The organism is Streptomyces sp. NBC_00691 (assembly GCF_036226665.1).
Classification (GTDB): Bacteria; Actinomycetota; Actinomycetes; order Streptomycetales; family Streptomycetaceae; genus Streptomyces.
Genome location: NZ_CP109007.1, coordinates 1639764 through 1661584, shown reverse-complemented (window position 1 = coordinate 1661584; position 21821 = coordinate 1639764). Strand labels below are relative to the sequence as shown.

Sequence of the window (21821 nt, the reverse complement as noted above, 5' to 3'; positions counted from 1 at the left end):
GGAGACGACGAATGGCCGACCGCGTCACGGTGATCGGCTGGGACGGCTCGCCCCTCACCGCGGCGGCCCGGTCCGCGCTCTCCGCCGCCACCCTGGTGGCGGGCGCCGCCCACCACCTGGCGCTGCCCGAGATCCCGCCCGGCGCCGAACGCATCCGCCTCGGCAGCGTCGACCTCGCCGCCCGCCGCATCGCCGGCCACCGCGGCACCGCCGTCGTCCTCGCCGACGGCGACCCCGGCTTCTTCGGTGTCGTCCGCACCCTGCGCGCCCCCGAACACGGCCTCGAGGTCGAGGTCGTCCCCGCCGTCTCCTCCGTCGCCGCCGCGTTCGCCCGCGCCGGGATGCCCTGGGAGGACGCCCGGATCGTCGTCGCCCACCAGCGCACCCTGCGCCGCGCCGTCAACGTCTGCCGCGCCCACCCCAAGGTCGCCGTCCTCACCTCGCCCGGCGCCGGACCCGCCGAACTCGCTCTGCTCCTCGACGGCGTCCACCGCACCTTCGTCGTCTGCGAGGAACTCGGCACCGACCGCGAACAGGTCTCCGTCCTCACCTCCGACAAGGCCGCCGACCACAGCTGGCGCGACCCGAACGTCGTCCTCGTCATCGGCGGCACCGCGGGCGGGACCCCCGCTGCCCCCTGGCTGATGGGCCAGGACCCGGCTGCGCCCCCGGTCCGCGGCTGGGGCCTGCCCACGGGGGAGTACGACCCCGCCGCACACGGCACCCGGACCGGCGCGGGCGAGGACCCGTCCCTGCGCGCCGCCCAGCTCGCCCGCCTCGGGCCCCGCACCGGCGACCTCGTCTGGGACATCGGCTGCGCGGGCGGCGCCTTCTCCGTCGAGGCCGCCCGCTTCGGCGCCGCCGTCATCGCCGTGGACCTCGACCCGGCCGCCTGCGGCCGCACCGAGCAGGCCGCCCGCCGCCATGGCGTACCCCTCCAGACCGTGCGCGGCCGGGCCCCGCACGTCCTGGAGAGCCTGCCCGAACCCGATGTCGTCCGCATCGCGGCCGGCGGGGTCGCCGTCGTCACCGCCTGCACCGACCGACGGCCGGAACGCATCGTCGCCCACGCCTCCACCCGGGACGAGGCCGAGGGGATCGGCGCCGCCCTCGCCGACGGCGGCTACACCGTCGAGAGCCTGCTCCTCCAGACCGTCGGACTCGATCCGCACGACTGGTCGGAACGCGAGCGTTCGGTCGTCTTCCTGCTCTCCGGCCGCAGGACCGATACCCCCCACGCCTAGTGGGCGGCACCCCCCACCCGTGACGGTGCCGCCCGTCGGGCCAGGTAGGCTGGCCGATTGTTGTACCGCATCCGGATGTTCGGCGCTTCGTTCGTCAATGTCCTGAATTGGTGGCCACATTGCGCCGCTGACGTGGTACGCGACAAGGGGGGACCGCGCGACGTGGCGCAGTCCACAGCGCACCGTGGCAAATCTCCCTGCCACGAGGGCCCGGGGCCGCGACAATGTGTGGGTGTCCGCGTGTCCTTCGTGCCGCGCGGCGCGCGCGCTCGTTCTTGTCGACGGGCGCAGGTCTGAAGGAGCACAAGCGATGGGCGAGGGGTACGCATGACGGACACCGGCCAGGTCCCGGGCGAGGGGCTGCCGGAGAACGCAGGCATGGTCGAGCAGCCGGGCATCCCCGCACCGGGCGCGTACACCTTCCTGGACCCCTCCGAGCACACCACCGAGGACGACGACCTTCTGCTGATGCCGGGCGCCCAGGGCGCCTGGAGCGAGCACCCGCCGGGCATCCCGCCCGCCCCGCCGGTCGCCGTGCCGCCGCCCGCCGCCCCCGTGGTGCCGAACCAGTCGGTCCCCCACCAGGGCGTGCCGGCAGGGCACCCGGCGGCCCCCGAGGCGCCCGCCGCGATCGGTGACCCGCTCACCGACCCGCTGCCGGACCCCCTCACGGCCCCGCTGGACTCCGTCGCCCTCGCCGACGTCCTCACGGCCCCGCAGCACCAGACCCCGCCGCAGGGTGTCCCCATGGGGACACCGGCGCACGGCGTCCCCATGGACCAGCCGCAGGGCACCCCCGCGCACGGCGTCCCGTTCACCGGCACCCCGGCCCACGGCACCCCGCTGGACCAGCTCACCGGCACCCCCGCGCAGGGCATCCCGACGGACCAGCCGATGGGCACGCCCGCCCACGGCGTCCCCGTGGACCAGCCGACCGGCACCCCCGCGCACGGCGTCCCCGTGGCACCGCAGGAGCAGGAGCCCACCCGGCACGGCTACGAGCCCGGCGTCCTCGACACCGGCGCGCACGAGGCCGCCGGCCGCGACTCCGGCTCCGTCGACCTCTCCGGAGTCCGGGTACCCCCGGCCGCCCCGCAGCCGGCCCGCCGCCCCCTGCACATGGGCCCGCCCGTGCCCGAGGCCGGCGGCGTCGTGCTCTCGCTGGCCGACCGCGGCCCCGCAGCAGCGCCCGCGCCGGCCCCGCAGCCCGCGCCGGTTGCCGCGCCCGAGCCGCTCGTGGCCACCGGCCCCGTGCCGATGCCCGTACGGAACCCGGGTCCGCCGACCAGCGGTCCCGAGTACTTCGAGATCGCGCAGGACCAGCAGCTCGCGCCGCAGGGCGCCGAGCCGTGGGCCGCGCAGCCGCAGGAGCCCGAGGCCCCGGCCCTCCCCGCAGAAACGGTCGTCCCGCAGAGCGGGCAGTTCGTCCAGGTCGAGGGCAACGTCCCGACGACCCCCCACCTGGCCCCGGTCCCCGCCCCGGAGCCGGCCCCCGCGCCGGAAGGACCGTCCGAGCCCGAGGCCCCCGTCGCAGTCGAGGAGACCGCACCCGAGGCACCGGCCGAGGCGCCCGAGGTCCAGGCCCTCGTACCCGCCCCGCGAGAGGGCGAGCCGGCGGCCGAGGCCCCCGAGCCCGCGCCGGCGCCGGCAGAGGAGCTCGTGGCCCTGGAGCCCGTGGCCGAGGAGCCCGCGGCCGTGCCGGCCCAGGAGCTTGAGCCGCGGCCCGAGGAGACGGAGCCCGTCGCCGAGGTCCCGGCCGAGCTGCTCGCCGCGACGGAGGAGCAGCCCGCGGAGGGACAGCTCCCCGAGGAGGCTCCCGTCGAGGCGGTCGCCGAGGAGATCCCCTTCGTCGCGGACGAGGCCCCCGAGGCCCTGCCCGAGACGGCCCCGGAGCCCGAGACGGAGCCCGTCGCCGAGGCGGCGCAGGCCGAGGAGCCGGTCGAGGCCGAGGAAGCGGTCACCCCCGCTGCGCTCACGGAGGCCGAAGAGGCCGCTGAGGCCGCCCCCGAGACCCAGCCGGAGACGGTGCCGGTCGCCGAGGGGACGGTCTCCGCCGCCGAGGAGACGGTCCCAGTCGCCGAGGAAGCCGAGTCGGCCCCCGCCCCCGGCTACGACGACGCCGAGCGCGAGGCCGTCCTCCGCGTGATGCGTGAGCGCCGCGACATCCGCAACGGCTTCCGCTCCGACCCGATCCCGCACGAGGTGCTGCTCCGCGTCCTGGAAGCGGCCCACACGGCGCCCAGCGTCGGTCACTCGCAGCCCTGGGACTTCGTCGTCATCCGCTCCGCCGAGACCCGGCAGTCGATGCACGAGCTGGCCACGCGACAGCGCGAGGCCTACGCCAAGTCGCTGCCGAAGGCCCGGGCGAAGCAGTTCAAGGAACTCAAGATCGAGGCCATCCTCGACACCCCGGTCAACATCGTCGTGACCGCCGACCCGACCCGCGGCGGCCGCCACACCCTCGGCCGCTACACGCAGCCGCAGATGGCCCCGTACTCCTCGGCCCTCGCCGTCGAGAACCTCTGGCTCGCGGCCCGCGCCGAGGGCCTCGGCGTCGGCTGGGTCAGCTTCTTCGACGAGCGCGAGATGGTCCGCACCCTGGGCCTGCCCGAGCACCTCGAAGTGGTCGCGTACCTCTGCGTGGGTTACGTCGACGAGTTCCCCGAGGAGCCCGAGCTGATGCAGGCGGGCTGGTCCAAGCGCCGCCCGCTGGCCTGGGTCGTCCACGAGGAGACCTACGGCCGACGGGCGCTGCCCGGCGAGGAGCCGCACGACCTCCTCCAGGAGACCATCGCCAACATCCGCCCGCTGGACGCGAAGGCGCTCGGCGAGGCGTGGGAGCGCCAGAAGCGGATGACCAAGCCGGCCGGCGCGCTCGGCATGCTGGAGATCATCGCGGCCCAGCTCTCGGGTCTCTCCCGGGTCTGCCCGCCGCCGATCCCGGAGCCGGCGGCCGTCGCGATCTTCGCGGGCGACCACGGCGTCCACGCCCAGGGCGTGACGCCCTGGCCGCAGGAGGTCACCGGCCAGATGGTGGCCAACTTCCTCGGCGGGGGAGCGGTCTGCAACGCCTTCGCCAACCAGGTGGGCGCGGAGGTCTGCGTCATCGACGTGGGCGTGGCGTCCGAACTCCCGGCCACGCCCGGTCTCCTGCCCCGCAAGGTCCGCCCCGGCACCGCCGACTTCACCACGGGTCCCGCGATGACCCGTGACGAGGTGCTGGCGGCGATCGAGGTGGGCATCGAGACGGCCCGCGACCTGGTGGCCGCCGGCAACAAGGCCCTCCTCACGGGCGAGATGGGCATCGCGAACACCACGGCGTCCGCGGCCCTGATCTCGGTCTACACGGGCGTCGACCCGACCGACGTGACGGGCCGGGGCACGGGCATCAACGACGAGACGCACGCCCGCAAGGTGGACGTCGTCCGGCGCGCCCTGGACCTGCACAAGCCGGACCCGGCGGACCCGATCGGCGTCCTGTCGGCGGTCGGCGGCCTGGAGCACGCGGCTCTGGTCGGCCTGATCCTGGGCGCGGCCTCCCTGCGTACCCCGGTGATCCTCGACGGCGTCTCCACCGGCGCCGCGGCCCTGGTGGCCCGTGCGATCGCGCCGGAGTCGCTCGCGGCCTGCATCGCCGGACACCGCAGCGCCGAGCCGGGCCACGTGGCCGCGCTCAACAAGCTGGGCCTGCGCCCCCTGGTCGACCTGGACCTCCGTCTCGGCGAGGGCACGGGCGCCCTGCTCGCCCTCCCGCTGGTGCAGAGCGCGGCCCGCGCGATGCACGAGGTGGCCACGTTCGACTCGGCGGGCGTCACCGAGAAGTAGCACCCGAGCGCGTCCCCCCGCCCACGACGGGAGCGGGGGGACGCGTGGGGGCCCGTGCTCCGCACGTGAAGCACGTGAAGGGCGACGCGTGGCGCGGGAGAAGGCGGCCGCACGACCGGCCGGCCCTCACAACTCGCGAGGCAAGACCCGGCCCAGCCCCCGGGACATCCGTCACAGCGTGACGGCGAGAACACACCGATATCGTGGTCACCAGGCGCCCCGCCGCCGCCCACCAGCCGCTTCACCGCAGCAGCGGCCAGCACCCGCCCTCCGAGGAGCCGCTCACCCATGGCCGAGCACGCCGATCACACCGCCCAGCCGACGACGCACCCCGCCTACCCCGTGGGCCTGCGCCTGGCGGGACGCCGCGTAGTCGTCCTCGGCGGCGGCCAGGTCGCCCAGCGCCGCCTCCCCGCGCTGATCGCCGCGGGCGCCGACATCACGCTGATCTCCCCCTCCGCGACCCCCTCGGTCGAGGCGATGGCCGAGGCCGGAGAGATCACCTGGACCAGGCGCCGGTACGAGGACGGAGACCTCGCCGACGCCTGGTACGCCCTGGTCGCCACGACCGACCCGGCATCGAACGCCGCGGCCTCCGCGGAGGCCGAGCGCACGAGGACCTGGTGCGTACGCTCCGACGACGCGGAGGCGGCCACGGCCTGGACCCCGGCGACGGGCCGCAGCGAGGGTGTGACCGTCGCGGTGCTCACCGGCCACGACCCGCGCCGCTCCGCCGCCGTGCGGGACGCGATCGTCGAGGGCCTGCGGGACGGTTCGATCGCGGCGCCGCAGCATCGCGCGCGCACCCCCTTCGTGGCGCTGGTCGGCGGCGGCCCCGGCGACCCGGACCTGATCACGGTGCGCGGCCGACGGCTGCTGGCCGAGGCGGACGTGGTGATCGCCGACCGCCTGGGCCCGCGCGACCTGCTGGACGAACTGCCCCCGCACGTCGAGGTGATCGACGCGGCGAAGATCCCGTACGGCCGGTTCATGGCCCAGGAGGCCATCAACAACGCGCTGATCGAGCACGCGAAGGCGGGCAGATCGGTCGTCCGGCTGAAGGGCGGCGACCCGTTCGTCTTCGGCCGGGGCATGGAGGAGGCGCAGGCGCTGGCCGTCGAGGGCATCGCCTGCACGGTGGTGCCGGGCATCTCCAGCTCGATCTCGGTCCCGGGCGCGGCGGGCATCCCGGTGACGCACCGGGGTGTGGCGCACGAGTTCACGGTGGTGAGCGGGCACGTGGCCCCGGAGGACCCGCGTTCGCTGGTCGACTGGGCGTCGCTCGCGAAGCTCACGGGCACGCTGGTGATCCTGATGGGCGTGGACAAGATCGGGAAGATCGCCGAGACGCTCATCGCCCACGGCAAGAGCCCGGAGACGCCGCTCGCCCTGGTCCAGGAGGGCACGACCGCCGCGCAGCGCCGGGTGGACGCGACGCTGGCGACGGTGGCGGAGACGGTACGGACGCGGGAGGTCCGCCCGCCGGCGGTCATCGTGATCGGCGAGGTCGTGACGGAGGGCCCGGACCGCCTGGTCACGTAGGACGTCCCCGGAGCGGACGACGCACAGCCGCACACACATTGGCACCACACCCCGGACAAGGCAGTATCACCTCGTGGCCGAACTCATCACGATCGACGACCCCGACGACCCGCGCCTGCGCGACTACACCGGTCTGACCGATGTCGAACTCCGCCGCAGAAGGGAACCGGCCGAGGGCCTGTTCATCGCGGAGGGCGAGAAGGTCATCCGCCGGGCCCGGCAGGCGGGGTACGAGATGAGGTCGATGCTGCTCTCCGCCAAGTGGGTCGACGCGATGCGGGACGTCATCGACGAGGTCCCCGCACCGGTGTACGCGATCCAGCCGGACCTCGCGGAGCGGGTCACCGGCTACCACGTGCACCGGGGCGCGCTCGCCTCGATGCAGCGCAAGCCGCTGCCGGACGCCGCCGAGCTGCTCGTCGGGGCGCGCCGGGTGGTCGTGATGGAGTCGGTGAACGACCACACCAACATCGGAGCGATCTTCCGCAGCGCCGCGGCGCTCGGCATGGACGCGGTGCTGCTGTCGCCGGACTGCGCGGATCCGCTGTACCGCCGCTCGGTGAAGGTGTCGATGGGTGCGGTGTTCTCCGTGCCGTACGCCCGGCTCGACACCTGGCCGCGGGGCCTGGAGGCGGTACGGGAGGCGGGCTTCAAGCTGCTGGCGCTGACGCCGGCCGAGAAGGCGATGTCGATCGACGAGGCCGCCCCGCACCGGATGGAGCGGGTGGCCCTGATGCTGGGCGCGGAGGGCGACGGCCTGTCCACGCAGGCGCTGCGGGCCGCGGACGAGTGGGTCCGCATCCCGATGGCCCACGGCGTCGACTCGCTGAACGTGGGCGCGGCGGCGGCGGTGGCCTTCTACGCGGTGGCGACGGGCCGCCCGGAGTCCTAGGTGTATTGATCACGAGCGTTGTTGACACTGGTGTGGTCTTGAACATGGCGAAGACCTCCGGTGTGGTGGGAGCTGTCTAGGAACTCACCGCACGGAGGTCTTCGTGGCCCACCGTAATGCCCGGCTGACCGTCTTCGGTAGGAGACTGCTGGTCGAACGTGTCTGCTCAGGCCGTCCGGTCGCTCATGTGGCCGCCGAGATGGGCATCTCCCGGGCCACGGCCCACAAGTGGATCCGCCGGTGGCGGGCCGAGGGCGACGCCGGTCTGCATGATCGGGCGAGCCGGCCTCGCACGACGCCGCACCGGCCCCCGGCCGCGGTGGAGGACCGCGTCTGCGCTCTGCGGCGCAGCCGCAAGCTCGGCCCCGCCAGGATCGGCCCGATCGTGGGCCTGCCCGCCTCCACCGTCCACCGGATCCTGACCCGCCACCGGCTCAACCGGCTGGCCTGGCTCGACCGCCCGACCGGCACCATCATCCGCCGCTACGAACGCGAACGTCCGGGCGAACTCATCCACGTCGACGTGAAGAAGCTCGGCCGGATCCCCACCGGCGGCGGTCACAAGGTTCTGGGCCGCCAGGCCGGCCGGGCCACCCGTTCCGCCATGGGCTTCGACTACGTCCACTCCGCCGTCGACGACCACTCCCGACTCGCCTACAGCGAGATCCACCCCGACGAGAAAGTCGCAACCTGCGCGGCCTTCCTGACCCGCGCGGCCGCGTTCTTCCACTCCCATGGCATCGACCGCATCGAGCGGGTGCTGACGGACAACGCCTGGGCCTACCGCAAGGGCCTGGCATGGAAGGCAGTCCTGGCCGAGCTCGGTGCGACCGGCAAGCTGACCCGTGCCTACCGGCCACAGACCAACGGCAAGGTCGAACGCTTCAACCGCACCCTGCTCGACGAATGGGCCTACCTGCGGCCCTACACCTCAAACGACGAGCGGACCGAGGCCCTGGCAGACTTCCTCCACACCTACAACCACCACCGCTGCCACACCGCACTGGGCGGACACCCGCCGATCAGCCGTGTCAACAACGCTGCGGGTCAATACACCTAGGGCCTGTCCTGAACCCGGCCCCGGCACCGGCCGAAGGCCCGCGTCCGACGGCTCGGCCGGGCCCCGGACCGGTCAAAGCCCGGTCCCGGCCCCAGGGATCTAGCCCTGAAGCGCCTGGGCGGCGGCGATGCCCAGGGCCACCACCAGCGTCACCACCACGAAGACGAAGAGCCGCTGCCGCAGCAGCCGCGGGTTGGCGGGCCGGCGGCCCGTGGACGTCGACCGCGCACCCGGCCGGGTCGCGGGCCGGCCACCGGTCCGGGGTCCGCCGGAGGGACGGGACGACGGCCCGGGCCCACGCCCTCCGCGATCCCGCTCCGTGCCGCGCTCCGTGCCCCGGTCCGCGCCACGCTCGCCGACCCGTTCGGCGCCGCGGTCCGCACCCCGCTCCGGCGCCCGGCCGGGTACGTCCCGCTCGGTGTAGCGCTCGGTCGGCCGGAGCGTGTTCCGCTCCTCGACGCGATCCCGCTGCACGGGCGGCCGGGAGACCGGCAGCCCCTGTGCCTCGCGCGCCGCGATCTCCTTGAGCCGCATGGACAGCTGCAGGGTGCTGGGACGGTCCTCGGGGTCCTTCGCGAGGCAGGCCCGGATGAGCGGTGCCAGCGCGTCCGGCACGCCGTGCAGCTGCGGCTCCTCGTGCACGACCCGGTAGAGCATGACCTCGGAACTGCCGTGCCCGAAGGGCGAGTCGGACATCGCCGCGTACGCCAGCGTGGCACCGAGCGAGAACACGTCGGTGGCGGGGGTGACGGCCGCACCGCGCACCTGCTCGGGGGCGAGGAAGCCGGGGGAGCCGACGGCCGTACCGACATGGGTCAGCGTGCTGGCCCCGGTGGCCCAGGCGATGCCGAAGTCGATGATCCGGGGGCCCTTGGGGGAGAGCAGGATGTTCGAGGGCTTGAGGTCCCGGTGCACGACCCCGGCCTCGTGCACGGCGACGAGCCCCTCCGAGAGCGCGGCCCCGATCGAGGCCACGTCGGCGGCGCGCAGCGATCCCTCCTCGGCGACCCGGTCGTGCAGCGAGGGGCCGGGCACGTACTGGGTGGCGAACCAGGGGCGCTCGGCCTCCAGGTCGGCGGCGACGAGCCGGGCCGTACAGCCGCCGCGGATCCGCCGGGCGGCCGAGACCTCCCGGGCGAACCGGGACCGGAACTCCTGGTCCTCGGCGAGATCGGGCCGGATCACCTTGAGGGCCACCCGCTGGCCGCGCCGGTCGGATCCCAGGTACACGACGCCCATCCCGCCGGCCCCCAGCCTGCGGTGGAGCCGGAACGACCCGACGATCCGCGGATCCTCGCGCCGGAGCCGCATCATCGCCATGTCCGTCCCCTCGTCCGTTCGACGTGGCACAGCTTACGTAGTGGCGCCCGCACGCGCTCATAGGCCGCGCCCTCGCACCCGGATCGATTGTCAGTGCTGAGGGGTACGCGGGGGGAACGCGAGCCTCCGGTCGTCACCCCAACCTGCCTCCGCTTCAACCCAGTTGACGATCTGTCGAGGTCGGTCCCGGCGCGTTCCGGGAGGCGCCCCCGACCCCCTCCGACCAGGGCGTTCGCGCGACGCCCGGGGAAGTGAGCGAAGTCACGCCCCGGCCGCCCCTCCGCCGGGAGCCCGGAACCCCTCAGGGAAGACCCGGGGTTCCGGGTCCCTGTCTCCACCCAGGGGAGTACGCCGTACGACCGGGCGTCATCCTCCGGGAGGCCAGCAAGTCGGTACGCGGGCATGACGTCCGGGGGCTCCCGGCTCCCTAATGTTGATGTCAAGCGGCGGGTGCAGCACTCGTCCCCCGAGGTCAAGCACCCGCCGCGCCAGACACGACAGGAGAGGAACCATGGCTATCACGGCATCGCGGACGAGCTCCCAGCCTTCGAGCCGGCGTCATCCGCTGGTGGCCACCGCCATGGTCCTCCCTCTCGCGGCCCTGCTCGTGGTCGTCTTCGGCGGCTGGGACGCAGTGGTCACACAGGCGTCGTCCGCGGGCGTGATGCTGGGGCGCTGATCAGCGCCCCGGACCCGGGAGAGCGGCCCGGGTCGGGACATCCGGCCATCAACCCCGTGGGGACGGGGGTGCGGCGGACGGCAGCGTGAGGCCGGTCAGCTGGGGAGCTGACCGGCCTTCGCGCATCCCCGCCCGCTTCCGCCACTCCACCCCGCCCGCCCCTTCCCGGCCCCGTACCTCTCGTGCGTCCCCGCCCCGTACGCTCGCCCCCGTGGACTTCCCCGACCGGCCCCTCCTCGACGGCCTCGCCGCGTACGCGCACGCCGCCGCCCACCGCCCCGGCACACCCTGTGGCTGTGCGGGCGAGTTCGTCGGTGTGCTGGCGGACCGGGACGACGGGACGGTCGTACGGCACGGGCGGCTGGTCGCCAAGGCGCACGCCCCCGGCACCGACCCCGAGGCGCACCGGGCACGGATCGCGCTCGCCGCCCACCCGGACCTCCGCGCCGTCTTCCTCCCGCCACTTCCCTCTCTCCGACCGCTCTCCCTCCCGTCGCCCTCCGCTCCCGCACCCGGCGAACTCGACGGCAGGCCGGTCAGCGTGTGGCCGTACGGCTCGCCCGTCGACCCGGCCGACCCCGACGCCGCCCCCTGGGAGGAGGCCGCGGCGCTCCTCGCACTGCTGCACCGCACCCCGCCGCCCGCGGGTCCGGCCGGGCGGCTCCCGGAGATGAGGGCCCCCGTCAAGGCGGCCCTCGCCGTGGAACGGATGCGCCGGACGGCATCGGACCATCCGGCCACCGCGACCGTCCTGGCCGCCTGGCGGTCGGTCCCCGACGGCGTCGCGCCGGACGGCCCCCGGCTCCTCTGTCACGGCGACTTCCATCTGGGCCAACTGGTCCGCGCCCCGGGGCCCGCGGAGTCTCCCGGTGCGCCGCCCGCGTCCCGCGCCCCGTGGCGGCTCATCGACATGGACGACGCCGGTCTCGGCGACCCCGCGTGGGACCTGGCCCGCCCCGCGGCCTGGTTCGCGGCCGGGATCCTGCCCCCGGAGATCTGGTCCCGTTTCCTCGGCGCGTACCAGCGGGCCGGCGGCCCGGCCGTGGGCGCGGACCCGTGGGTCCGACTCGACGTGCCGGCCCGCGCCCTGACGGTCCAGACGGCGGCGCTCGCCGTCGCCAAGTCGACGGCCGAGGGCCGGCCGCTCGACGAGGTCGAGGACGTGATGATCGACACCTGCGCCCGTATCGCCGGACGTCGAACCGACGGGGCCGCGGTGGCGTCCACGTAAGGTGAAGCCACCATTCGAACGGCGAAGTCAGGGAGTTGAGCCGACGATGCAGTGTCCCAAGTGCCACGCGGCCATGCACACGTACAACCGCAACGGTGTCCAGATCGAGCAGTGCAGCGGCTGCCGCGGGATATTCCTGGACTACGGCGAGCTGGAGTCCCTGACCCGCCTGGAGTCCCAGTGGGTCCAGCAGGCTCCGCCCGCCCCGCCGGCCCCGCAGGCCTACCCGGCCGCGCAGCCCGCCGCCCCCGCCTGGGGCGCCCCGCACCACGGTGGCCACCACGGCGGCGGTCACTACCGTCAGCGTGGTTTCGGCCGGATGCTCTTCTCCTCCTGAGCGGAGTGTGCACCGGGCCTCGCGTGCGGGGCTCCCGGTGCATGACGAGCCTGTCCGCGCATGAAGAAGCCCCCGGCCGCGAGTTGCGGCCGGGGGCTTCTTCGGTGGTGCGCGATACTGGGATTGAACCAGTGACCTCTTCCGTGTCAGGGAAGCGCTCTCCCGCTGAGCTAATCGCGCGGGTGGTGCACACGGCGTACCCGGAGGTACTGCCTGCTGCGTGCGCGATACTGGGATTGAACCAGTGACCTCTTCCGTGTCAGGGAAGCGCTCTCCCGCTGAGCTAATCGCGCGGGACGGTCCGTACGGACCGGATCTTCGGTTGTTCTGCGTGCGCGATACTGGGATTGAACCAGTGACCTCTTCCGTGTCAGGGAAGCGCTCTCCCGCTGAGCTAATCGCGCTTGGAGGTGGAGACGGGATTTGAACCCGTGTAGACGGCTTTGCAGGCCGTTGCCTCGCCTCTCGGCCACTCCACCAGGAGTGAATACAGGGGTTCGGGAAGATCCCCCACATCGAGCGGACGACGAGATTCGAACTCGCGACCCTCACCTTGGCAAGGTGATGCTCTACCAACTGAGCCACGTCCGCTTGTCGTTTCCGTTTCGCTTGCGCGTCCCGGCGACGTGTTGAACTCTAGCGGATTCCTGGGCCAGCACAAAAACGCGTTTCCGCAGCGTGCTGACCTGCGGACCGATCCGGGTGCCCGGCCGGGCGTCCCGGAGCGTTCGCGCCACGTTCACTCGCCGTGTTCCCGAGGTGGCGCGGAGCCCCCGTCGCCCGCGCCCCGGTGCCGCTCCTCCGGCGGACCTAGACTCGATGCGTGTACGACCTTGCTCCGCTGGCCCGCTTCGGCGGCCTCCTCGCGACCGACCTCCGGGACGTCACCCACGACCCCGAAGCCCTGGACTCCGCCGGCTTCTGGGCCGTCTGCGCGGACTTCGAGGGCCGTCTGACCTGCGCCCGCTTCGGCGACGTGCGGCCCGACCCCGTCCCCGCGCCCGTCCCCGGCGGCTGGCGCGGTCCCGCCGCCGGTGACTGGACGTCCTCCCTCGACCGCGCCGCGTACATCGCGGGCGTCCGGCGGGTGCGCGAGCACATCGCGCGCGGCGAGGTCTACCAGGCGAACCTCTGCCGGGTCCTGACCGCGCCGCTGCCGGACCCGGCGGCCGCCGACGTCGACGCCCTCACCGCGCTCCTCGCCCGGGGCAACCCCGCCCCCTACGCCGGGACGATCCGGCTGCCCGCGCACGGGGTGGAGATCGCCACCGCCTCGCCCGAGCTCTACCTCCGCAGGGAAGGGGCCCTGATCTCCTCCGGCCCCATCAAGGGGACCGGCCGTACCGCCGCCGACCTCCTCCCCAAGGACCACGCCGAGAACGTGATGATCGTCGACCTGGTCCGCAACGACCTGGGACGCGTCAGCGAGACCGGCTCCGTCGCCGTCCCCGCCCTCTGCGCGGTCGAGGAGCACCCCGGCCTCGTCCACCTCGTCTCCACGGTCACCGGCCTGCTGCGCGAGGACGCCGGCTGGCCCGAGCTGCTCGGCGCCACCTTCCCGCCCGGCTCCGTGACCGGCGCGCCCAAGTCCAGCGCGCTGCGGATCATCGAGGCCCTGGAGGCCGCTCCCCGCGGCCCGTACTGCGGAGGCGTCGGCTGGGTCGACGCCGACGCGGGCACGGCGGAGCTGGCCGTCGGGATAAGGACCTTCTGGATCGATCGTCCCGAGGGCGTGCTCCGCTTCGGCACCGGCGCCGGGATCACCTGGGGCTCCGACCCGGAGCGCGAGTGGGAGGAGACCGAGCTGAAGGCGTCCCGGCTGGTCGCGATAGCGTCGGGCGCCTACGAGTCAGGCGCCCTTGAGGCGAGCGGAAAGGCCACTTCTCGATGAAAATCTGGGTCAACGGCGGGCTGCACGACGCGGAGACCGCCCTGGTCTCCGTACTGGACCACGGGCTGACCGTCGGCGACGGCATCTTCGAGACGGTCAAGGCCGTACGCGGCGAGACCTTCGCCCTCACCCTCCACCTGGAGCGCCTCACCCGCTCCGCCCGCGGCCTCGGCCTGCCCGACCCGGACCTCGACGAGGTCCGCCGCGCCTGCGCCGCCGTCCTCGACGCGAACCCGATGGAACTCGGCCGGCTCCGCATCACGTACACGGGCGGGCTGTCGCCGCTCGGCTCGGAGCGCGGTGACGCGGGGGCCAGCCTGGTCGTCGGCCTGGGGGAGACCGGCCGGCGCGCCGACTCGACCGCGGTGATCACCGTGCCCTGGACGCGGAACGAACGCGGCGCCCTCACCGGGCTCAAGACCACCTCGTACGCCGAGAACGTGGTCGCCCTCGCCCGGGCGCGCGAGCGGGGTGCCTCCGAGGCGCTCTTCGCCAACACCGTCGGGCAGCTCTGCGAGGGCACCGGCTCCAACGTCTTCGTCGTGGTCGACGGCCGGATCCACACGCCGCCCGTCTCCTCCGGCTGCCTCGCGGGCATCACCCGTGCCCTCGCCGTCGAGTGGACCGGCGCGCAGGAGACCGATCTGCCGCTGGACGTCCTGGAGAGCGCCGACGAGATCTTCCTGACCTCGACGCTCCGCGACGTCCAGGCCGTGCACCGTGTCGACGGACGCGAGCTGTCCTCGGCGCCCGGCCCGGTCACCGCCAAGGCGATGCGGATCTTCGACGAGCACACCGCGCGGGACCGGGATCCGCGCCTCGCGTAGCCGCCTCGCGCAAAACCTGATGACGCACGGCCCCCGGGTGGGTAGAACACGACTGATGACCACCACCCTGCGGCCGGCCGGGCCGCTTCAGCAGACGCCCGACGGCGGCCGTTCCCGTACCTACGACGTGTGCGTGAACAGCCGCCGCGTCGGTTCCGTCCACCTTTCCACCGACCCCGGCTTCGGTGCCGCCTCCGGCGTGATCAGCCGTCTCGGGGTCCACGAGCCGGACCGGGGACGGGGTCGCGGCACGGTCGCGGCGCTGGCCTCCGAGGAGGTGCTGCGGGGCTGGGGGTGTGTCGAGGTCCAGATCTCCGTGCCCGCCGACGCGGAACCGGCACTGCGCATGGCCCGCTCGCTCGGCTACACGGAGCGCAGCCGGAACATGGTCAAGGAGCTGCCGGCCGAGCCGCCGGCCCTGCCGGACGGCGTCGAGGTGCGTCCGATGACCGAGGCCGAGTACGCGGCGTGGGAGGCGCGGGCCAAGGAGGGCTTCGCGCGGAGCTGGATCGACCGCGGGGTGCCCGAGGAACAGGCCCGCGCCAAGGCCGAGAGCAGCCACGCGAAGTACCTCCCGGAGGGCCTCGCCACCCCTGGCATCGCGATCCACGTGGTCGTCCGGGACGGCCGGCCCGCCGGCTTCCTGTGGACCGGCCGGATCGAGCTGGAGCCGGACCGCTGGGCGGCCTTCGTGTACGACATCGAGGTCGACGAGGCGCAGCGCGGGCACGGCTTCGGCCGGGCGCTGATGGTGCTCGCCGAGCGGCTCGCGCGGGAGGCCGGGGAGACCCTGATCGGACTGCACGTCTTCGCGGGCAACACCCCGGCGATCCGGCTCTACGAGTCGCTGGGCTACCGCACGACCTACGTCAACAGCGCGAAGGAACTGCGGTAGGGGAGGGCGGGACGGCGCGGTCGGGGCTCCGGAACCCCGACCACCGGCCCCGACCACCGGCCCCGGCCGTCAGCCGCCGAGAAGCCGGTCGGTGATCTCCTCGATGCGTGCGCGCAGACCGTCCTGGCTCTGGCCGCCGTCCAGCCGCTCGCCGTCGACGACGTAGGTGGGCGTGCCGGTGACCTTGATCGCCTTGCCCTCGGCCTCGTCGGCGTCCACCGTCAGGAGGTGCCGGCCGTCGATCAGCGCGGTGTCGAACTCCTCCGCGTCCAGGCCGAGTTCGGTCGCGACCTCCATCAGTACCGGCTCGCCCCGTTCGCCCAGCTCCGCGGTCCTGGCGAGCAGTGCCTCCGCGTACGGCCAGCCCTTGCCCTGCTCGAAGGCCTCCTCGGCGGCCTGCGCGGCGGCGTACGCGTGCTTGTGCTTCGCGAGCGGGAAGTGCCGCAGCTGCACGTCGAGCCGGTCGCCGTACTTCTCACGGAGCGCGCGGACGTCGTCGAGGGCCTGGAAGCAGTCGGGGCACTGGAGGTCGAACCACGCCTCGAGGACGACGGGGGAGGCGGGTGCGGTGGTGGAGTCGCTCATGACAGCAGTCTCCCTCACCAGGGAGGAGCGGTCGTCTCCCGACCGGGACCTGGGGAGGAGATGGGGGTGGGGGCGACCCGGAGATCTCCCTGAGACCGGGCCCGGGACATGGCCGCGGAGGGCCCCGGCGGTGCAGGATGGAAGGGACGTATCACCCGGACCTGGAGGACCGCATGCTCGCCGAGACCATTTGCTCCGCGGTGTCCGCTGCGGGCCTGGGCATCGCCGCGATCACGGCGTACCGGAAGAAGTTCCTGTCCGCGGCCCGGATCGCGGCCTACTCCCTGGTGCCGCTCGGTCTGGTGATGACGGGCGCCGTCGAATGGCTCGTGGACACCGCGTTCAGCCCGGTCGCCTGGGCGGGCTTCGGTGTCCTGGGCGCCGCCTGGCTGCTCTTCATGTCCACCCGGGCCGTGGAGCGACGCCGGGGCGGCCGCCAGGAGATCGCCGGCGGGGTGGATCCGGGCGCCGTGGCGCCGGCGGCGTCGTCGCCCTCGCGTGCCGTGACGGCGAAGAAGCCGCAGACCGGCGCGCCGGCCGGCGAGGACTTCAGCGACATCGAGGCGATTCTGAAGAAGCACGGAATCTGACCGCTTCTGGCCGTTCCCGTGGCCTTGATCGTCCGGCGATCCACGGGAAGGGGTGAACAGCCCCTGCTGTGGGGCGTGTTGCGGGATTTCCGGGGTCCGGCGTGCGCGATCATCCCCCCGAGATGCTGGATACCTCGCGGGAGACCGTCCCCGCCGCCCCCGATGCCCCTGCCGAAGAGCCGCGCGGCTGTCTGTTCGCGCTCTCCCAGCCCCCGCTGATGATCTTTCTCGGGGTGATCGGCTGTCTGCTGCTCATGGCCGCCGTGCACGATCTCTTCGTCCTGTGACGCCCCCGGGCGGGGCCGCCGCCTCAGCCCGCGGCCTCCTTGCGGCGCGCCCGGTAGGCGGCCACGTGCAGTCGGTTGCCGCAGGTGCGGCTGTCGCAGTAGCGGCGCGAGCGGTTGCGGGAGAGGTCGACGAAGGCCCGGCCGCAGTCCGGCGCCTCGCAGCGCCGCAGCCGCTCCTGCTCGCCCGCCACCACGATGAACGCCAGCGCCATGCCGCAGTCGGCCGCGAGGTGGTCGGCCACCGAGGCGCCCGGCGCGAAGTAGTGCACGTGCCAGTCGTAGCCGTCGTGGTCGGTGAGCTGGGGCGTGGTCCCCGCACCCGCCACCAGCTGGTTGATCAAGGGGGCCGCGATCCGGGATTCGGGGGCCGAGAAGACCGCCGCGAACTTCTCGCGCACCGCGCGCACGGCGCGGAGATCGGCCGGGCCGAGGTCGCCCACGTCGCTGATCTTGTGCGCGTGTACGAAGGTCCGCAGCCCGTGGATGTCCGCGAGCTCGTCGGCCCGGTCGCCCTGCGGCGCGGTGTTCATCAGATCGACGACTGTGTCGAGGGCGATCCGGGTGTCGTGGGGGATCAGCACGATTCGCTCCCTGGCCGGCCGCGGGCGGGCGCCCGCGGAATGGCGCTGACTTTAGCGCGACCGGGAAAAGGACGACGGCGCCCTCCACCGCGCCGGCTGCGCGGTGGGGAGCGCCGTTGTCGTGCCTATGTGGCTGCCCGCGCGGCGCCGTCGCCCCGAGTCGGACGGCGCCGTGCGGCTCTCGGCCTGGCTCAGCTGTCGGCCAGGATGTGGGAGAGCTCCGTATCGAGATCGAAGTGCCGGTGCTCGGTGCCCGGTGGCACGGCGGCGTCGGTCCGCTTCAGGAACGACTCCAGGGCCCTCGCCGGGGCCTCGAGCAGGGCTTCTCCCTCGGGGGAGCTCAACGCGATGCAGACGACTCCCTGACCGTGACTACGGGACGGCCAGACGCGGACGTCGCCCGTGCCGGTGGGCCGGTGCAGCCCCTCGGCGAGAAGGTCGCGGGCGAAGACCCACTCGACCGTCTCCTCGGCTCCGGTGTGGAAGGTGGCGTGCACGGCATAGGGATCGGCCGTGTCATACCGCAGGCCCGCGGGTACAGGCAGTGAGGACTCGCTCGACACAACGAGGCGCAGGTGCAGCTCGCAGCTGACCGTGGTGTTCATAAGCGCCAGGGCCTTTCGCTCAGTGTGCGCTCGGGGATTCGCACGTCGGCGAAATCGACATGCCACCTCCGGTGCCGTTGTAAACCCCTCTGTCGGTTTTGTGATCGTTCAGGTAGCTCGTTCGGGGGCGTGTGACCTGCGGTAATACGGCCGTTCCGGTGAGGGTCGCGGGTCCGGTAAGTTGGGGACCATGAATGCGGAGAGTGACGAGCGCACCGGGGAGTCCGCAGACGGCCAGGAAGCCGAACTGGGATCCCGCGCACCGGAGTTCATCAAGTCCCGACGAGGCCTCCATCTGAGCTGGCAGGTCGGCGTCTTCATCGTGGGACTCGCCGTGGTCGGCGCCGGAGTGGTCATGCTGCCGCTCCCGGGGCCCGGCTGGCTGGTCATCTTCGGTGGCATGGCGATCTGGGCGACCGAGTTCGTCTGGGCCCAGCTGGTGCTCCGCTGGACCAAGCGCAAGGTCACCGAGGCCGCACAGCGCGCACTCGACCCCAAGGTCCGCCGCAGGAACATCATCCTCACCACCGTCGGCCTGGTGATCATCGCCGCCCTGCTCGGCGTCTACCTGTGGAAGTTCGGCTTCGTCATGCCGTGGAAGATCGACGAGTGACCTCGGGATGGTGCGGGAGCCCCGCTGACATGCGGTAATGTTTGCGGTGCACCGGGGCGATTAGCTCAGTGGGAGAGCACTTCGTTCACACCGAAGGGGTCACTGGTTCGAACCCAGTATCGCCCACCACCCGGTCCGAAGGCCCGAGACGGAACATCGTCTCGGGCCTTCGGCGTGCCCCCGTCCTCACCGCATCCGCGCGACCCGGTCCCGGAGCCGGCGGGCGTCCCGCAGCCGCTGCTCGTACGTGGCGCCCACCGCGAGCAGCAGGAGCCCGGCGAGGGCCGGCGGCAGCCAGCGCGGCAGCGCGCCCACCGCCTGCACCACGTAGGGCGCCAGCTCGTGCAGCCCGTCCAGGGCGAGCACCGAACCGCCGAGGACCAGCAGCGCCTGGAGCCGGAAGCGTGCCCCGAGCAGCGTCACGACCAGGGCCGAGACCCCCAGGGCCAGCGGCCGCGGCCACTCCGGGTCCGTCCAGGCCGCGACGAGGCCGGGCAGCAGCGTCGCCGCGAGACCCGGACCGTACGCCGTCCAGGACGAGGCCTCCCGGTCCCGGCGCCGCCGCAGGAAGCCGACGACGAGGGCCGGCACGGTCACCGGCAGGGTGTACGCCTCCGGGGTCGTCACCTCCCACACCGCGAGCCGCACCCAGGCGGCCAGCAGGAAGAGCACCGCCGCCGTCCACGAGGCGAACCGCCGCCGCTCCGGGCGCACGGCCGTCGCCGCCGCGATCACCCCGCCGAGGGCCAGGGCGAGGGAGAGGAACGCCGGCCGGGACGTGGCGAGCGCGAATGCCGGGAGCGCCACGACCGCACCCGTGATCTCGACCGGCAGGGCCACCGGACGGGCCTTGGCGCCGACGACGGCCGTCGCCGCAGGGACGAGCAGCAGCGCGAGCGCCGTCCAGTGGTCCTCGAAGCCGGCGGCGGCGGACACCGCGACCACGAGCGCGGTCGCGGTGAGCACCGCGGCGCAGGCGGCCACCACCCGGCGCGCACCCGCCCCGAGCACCGCCACCCCCACGAGGAGCAGGAGCAGGGTCCCGAGTGCCACGAACGTGGCCTCCCGTACGTCCAGGGCGAGCGCGACCGTGCTCAGGGCGGACGCCAGCCCGGCGGCGTACGCGATCCACCCCAGGACGGCCCCGGGCTCCGCGGCGGGAGCCTGGGGGCGGGGCCGGGACGGCGCCCACGGCCCCCACGGGGTGCCCGGAGCGCCCGGAGCAGCCTGGGCGGCGGTGGACGGCCGCGACCCCGGCGTGCCGGGACCCTCGGCCGGCTCGGGGGTGCGCAGGCCGCGCGTGAGGGGGCCCGGACGCACGGCGCTCGCGAGCGCCCCTGCGGTCGTCAGGAGCTGGAGGGTGAGCGTCGCCGCGTACGGCAGGCCGAGGGCGACCGGCAGCGCCGTGAGCAGCGCCCATACCAGGGCGAGGGCGCCGCAGCGGGCCCACAGCCGGGGTACGGCGGCGAGGACGCCGGCGGCCACCGCCAGGACGAGGACGGCCGTCCCCGGGTACGAGTCGAGGGCCCGCCCGGCGTGCTCGCCGGACCACACCTCCGTCGTGCGGGCCAGGGGTCCGAGGAGTCCGACCGCCACCGGAGGCAGTGCCCAGACCACGCCGAGCGCCGCGACCCCGGCACCCGCGCCGGCCAGCCCGAGCCGGATGCCGCCCGGCAGCCGCCGCCCGGCCCCCCCGACGGTCCCGTCCCCGGCGTCGGCCGGGCTCAGGCGCCACACCGATGCCAGGGCCAGGCCGCACAGGACGTACACCGGCACGATCCATTCCGCCGCGACGGCCGGGCGGAGCAGGCCGCCCACCGCCGCGACCGTCGCCAGTCCGGCGACGACCGAGGCCGCCACCGCCGGGGTGGGCAGGCGCCGGGCCGCGAACAGCGCCAGCGCCGCGGCCGCCAGGAGGAGCGGCGCGCCGCTCCACGGAGAGGTGAGCGAGAGCCAGCCGCCCGTCAGGAGCGCCCAGCCGCCCAGGGCCGTGGCGCCGACGGCCGCCGTGATCCGGACCGCCGCGGGGCGGGTCCACAGGATCACCGCTCCGTCCGCCGCGGCCGTGACGAGCGCCGCCCACGCGAAGGCCGTCGGGCCGCCCCCGGCGGCCAGGACGCCGAGCGGCAGCGGCAGCTGTCCCGCGACCACCGCGACCGGCAGCGGGATCCGCAGCCGGGACAGGGCCGAGCCGTACGCCGTCCACGCGCCCGCGAGGACGGCGGCGGCCACCGCCGTGTATCCGAGGCCGTCCGCCTCCGGCAGCGCCACCCGGTGCAGCGCGTAGGCGTCGAGCACCATCAGGACCAGACCCAGCGCCGCCACCGCCTCGGCCGTCGACACCAGGCTCCGGCGCAGCAGCGCCACCGGCGCCGCCAGCGTGCACGAGGTGACCACGAACAGCACAGCCGAACGGCCGCCGATCCCCATCGATCCCCAGCTCACCAGCGTGAAGGCGATCGCCGCGATCGTCAGCAGCGTGCCGCCGAGCGTCAGCAGCACGTTCTGCGCGCTCCGCGGCGTCGAGTCCGCGACCGGCGGGCGGGGGCCGGACACCGGCGGGAACGGGCCGGGCGCCGCAGGGGAGGGGCCGGGCGCCGTCGGCGCCGACGGTGCGTACAGCACCCGGAGCAGCCAGGCCCGCCGCGCCAGCAACTGGGACCGGCGTGCGTCGAGTCGGGCCAGCTCGCGGTCGACGAGCGCGAGCTCGTCCGCGGGCGGCAGGGAGTTGTCCATGACCGGAGTGTGTCCCCCGCCACACCGGGCGGGAATGCGTCCGGGTACTCATCTTCCGGCTCCCGCGGTCTGAGTACGTCC

19 protein-coding genes and 6 tRNA genes are annotated in these 21821 nt (G+C 74.1%); 15 read left to right on the top strand and 10 right to left on the bottom strand.

All coding sequences use genetic code 11. The features are described from left to right. The first annotated feature begins 11 nt into the window (after nt 1–11). The 5 genes from cbiE (at nt 12) to OG392_RS07355 (ending at nt 8563) form a co-directional block, all read left to right on the top strand. Entirely contained in the window at nt 12–1244 is a 1233-nt protein-coding gene (gene cbiE / locus OG392_RS07375; protein ID WP_329276819.1) for a precorrin-6y C5,15-methyltransferase (decarboxylating) subunit CbiE, read from the top strand. Between the two features lie 327 nt (nt 1245–1571). Further along, nucleotides 1572–5069, top strand: a complete 3498-nt coding sequence (gene cobT, locus OG392_RS07370) for a nicotinate-nucleotide--dimethylbenzimidazole phosphoribosyltransferase (protein ID WP_329276817.1) — start codon at nt 1572–1574, stop codon at nt 5067–5069. A 288-nt stretch (nt 5070–5357) separates the two neighbouring features. Continuing rightward, nucleotides 5358–6611, top strand: coding sequence for a uroporphyrinogen-III C-methyltransferase (gene cobA / locus OG392_RS07365; RefSeq protein ID WP_329276815.1), 1254 nt, complete (start codon nt 5358–5360; stop codon nt 6609–6611). A gap of 73 nt (nt 6612–6684) precedes the next feature. Then, nucleotides 6685–7503 (top strand): TrmH family RNA methyltransferase, encoded by an 819-nt coding sequence (locus OG392_RS07360; protein ID WP_329276813.1) that lies wholly within the window; start codon nt 6685–6687, stop codon nt 7501–7503. Nucleotides 7504–7606: 103 nt separating this feature from the next. Then, the gene (locus OG392_RS07355) at nt 7607–8563 is read left to right on the top strand and encodes an IS481 family transposase (protein ID WP_329276812.1); all 957 of its coding nucleotides are present in this window, start codon (nt 7607–7609) and stop codon (nt 8561–8563) included. Nucleotides 8564–8662: 99 nt separating this feature from the next. On the opposite strand, the gene OG392_RS07350 is transcribed toward OG392_RS07355, so the two are convergent. Next, the gene (locus OG392_RS07350) at nt 8663–9883 is read right to left on the bottom strand and encodes a serine/threonine-protein kinase (RefSeq protein WP_329276810.1); all 1221 of its coding nucleotides are present in this window, start codon (nt 9881–9883) and stop codon (nt 8663–8665) included. A 511-nt stretch (nt 9884–10394) separates the two neighbouring features. Between OG392_RS07350 and OG392_RS07345 the strand changes: the two genes are divergently transcribed. The 3 genes from OG392_RS07345 (at nt 10395) to OG392_RS07335 (ending at nt 12130) form a co-directional block, all read left to right on the top strand. Continuing rightward, complete coding sequence (locus tag OG392_RS07345; RefSeq protein ID WP_329276808.1) at nt 10395–10562, top strand: hypothetical protein; 168 nt, start codon at nt 10395–10397, stop codon at nt 10560–10562. 211 nt (nt 10563–10773) lie between these two features. Then, nucleotides 10774–11793, top strand: coding sequence for a phosphotransferase family protein (locus OG392_RS07340; protein ID WP_329276806.1), 1020 nt, complete (start codon nt 10774–10776; stop codon nt 11791–11793). A gap of 46 nt (nt 11794–11839) precedes the next feature. Next, complete coding sequence (locus OG392_RS07335; RefSeq protein WP_187622671.1) at nt 11840–12130, top strand: TFIIB-type zinc ribbon-containing protein; 291 nt, start codon at nt 11840–11842, stop codon at nt 12128–12130. Between the two features lie 105 nt (nt 12131–12235). On the opposite strand, the gene OG392_RS07330 is transcribed toward OG392_RS07335, so the two are convergent. The 5 genes from OG392_RS07330 to OG392_RS07310 all read right to left on the bottom strand — a co-directional run bounded on the left by OG392_RS07330 (nt 12236) and on the right by OG392_RS07310 (nt 12721). Beyond that, nucleotides 12236–12310: transfer RNA gene (locus OG392_RS07330), tRNA-Val, on the bottom strand. 41 nt (nt 12311–12351) lie between these two features. Further along, nucleotides 12352–12423, bottom strand: a tRNA-Val gene (locus OG392_RS07325). 39 nt (nt 12424–12462) lie between these two features. Continuing rightward, a tRNA-Val gene (locus tag OG392_RS07320) sits at nt 12463–12534 on the bottom strand. A gap of 1 nt (nt 12535) precedes the next feature. After that, nucleotides 12536–12609 (bottom strand) — tRNA-Cys (locus tag OG392_RS07315). Nucleotides 12610–12648: 39 nt separating this feature from the next. Continuing rightward, nucleotides 12649–12721, bottom strand: a tRNA-Gly gene (locus OG392_RS07310). A gap of 232 nt (nt 12722–12953) precedes the next feature. Between OG392_RS07310 and OG392_RS07305 the strand changes: the two genes are divergently transcribed. The 3 genes from OG392_RS07305 to OG392_RS07295 are packed head-to-tail and all read left to right on the top strand — an operon-like array spanning nt 12954 to nt 15743. Beyond that, nucleotides 12954–14021: a chorismate-binding protein gene (locus OG392_RS07305; RefSeq protein WP_329276804.1), complete on the top strand. Its 1068-nt coding sequence runs from the start codon at nt 12954–12956 to the stop codon at nt 14019–14021. Next, nucleotides 14018–14848 carry an aminotransferase class IV gene (locus OG392_RS07300; protein ID WP_329276802.1) on the top strand — a complete coding sequence of 277 codons (831 nt, stop codon included), beginning with the start codon at nt 14018–14020 and terminating at the stop codon, nt 14846–14848. The genes OG392_RS07305 and OG392_RS07300 overlap by 4 nt, the downstream gene beginning before the upstream one ends. Before the next feature lie 55 nt (nt 14849–14903). Next, complete coding sequence (locus OG392_RS07295) at nt 14904–15743, top strand: GNAT family N-acetyltransferase (protein WP_329276801.1); 840 nt, start codon at nt 14904–14906, stop codon at nt 15741–15743. Nucleotides 15744–15812: 69 nt separating this feature from the next. Here OG392_RS07295 and OG392_RS07290 read toward each other — a convergent pair whose 3' ends face one another. Beyond that, complete coding sequence (locus tag OG392_RS07290; RefSeq protein ID WP_329276799.1) at nt 15813–16328, bottom strand: DsbA family protein; 516 nt, start codon at nt 16326–16328, stop codon at nt 15813–15815. 137 nt (nt 16329–16465) lie between these two features. On the opposite strand from OG392_RS07290, the gene OG392_RS07285 reads away from it, so the two are divergent. Together OG392_RS07285 and OG392_RS07280 are read left to right on the top strand one after the other, a co-directional pair. Beyond that, on the top strand, nt 16466–16918 hold the full coding sequence (locus OG392_RS07285) for a hypothetical protein (protein ID WP_329276797.1): 453 nt from the start codon (nt 16466–16468) through the stop codon (nt 16916–16918). A 122-nt stretch (nt 16919–17040) separates the two neighbouring features. After that, complete coding sequence (locus OG392_RS07280; protein WP_167346850.1) at nt 17041–17205, top strand: hypothetical protein; 165 nt, start codon at nt 17041–17043, stop codon at nt 17203–17205. A 23-nt stretch (nt 17206–17228) separates the two neighbouring features. Here OG392_RS07280 and OG392_RS07275 read toward each other — a convergent pair whose 3' ends face one another. Both OG392_RS07275 and OG392_RS07270 read right to left on the bottom strand, forming a co-directional pair. Next, the gene (locus OG392_RS07275) at nt 17229–17786 is read right to left on the bottom strand and encodes a CGNR zinc finger domain-containing protein (protein WP_329276794.1); all 558 of its coding nucleotides are present in this window, start codon (nt 17784–17786) and stop codon (nt 17229–17231) included. A 191-nt stretch (nt 17787–17977) separates the two neighbouring features. Next, nucleotides 17978–18391, bottom strand: a complete 414-nt coding sequence (locus OG392_RS07270; RefSeq protein WP_015032345.1) for an SsgA family sporulation/cell division regulator — start codon at nt 18389–18391, stop codon at nt 17978–17980. Nucleotides 18392–18581: 190 nt separating this feature from the next. Between OG392_RS07270 and OG392_RS07265 the strand changes: the two genes are divergently transcribed. Then, a complete protein-coding gene (locus OG392_RS07265; protein WP_073914771.1) occupies nt 18582–19004 on the top strand; it encodes a TIGR02611 family protein in 423 nt (140 codons plus the stop codon). Nucleotides 19005–19058: 54 nt separating this feature from the next. After that, nucleotides 19059–19133: transfer RNA gene (locus OG392_RS07260), tRNA-Val, on the top strand. A gap of 57 nt (nt 19134–19190) precedes the next feature. On the opposite strand, the gene OG392_RS07255 is transcribed toward OG392_RS07260, so the two are convergent. Beyond that, nucleotides 19191–21740 carry an SCO7613 C-terminal domain-containing membrane protein gene (locus tag OG392_RS07255; RefSeq protein ID WP_329276792.1) on the bottom strand — a complete coding sequence of 850 codons (2550 nt, stop codon included), beginning with the start codon at nt 21738–21740 and terminating at the stop codon, nt 19191–19193. Between the last annotated feature and the right edge of the window lie 81 nt (nt 21741–21821).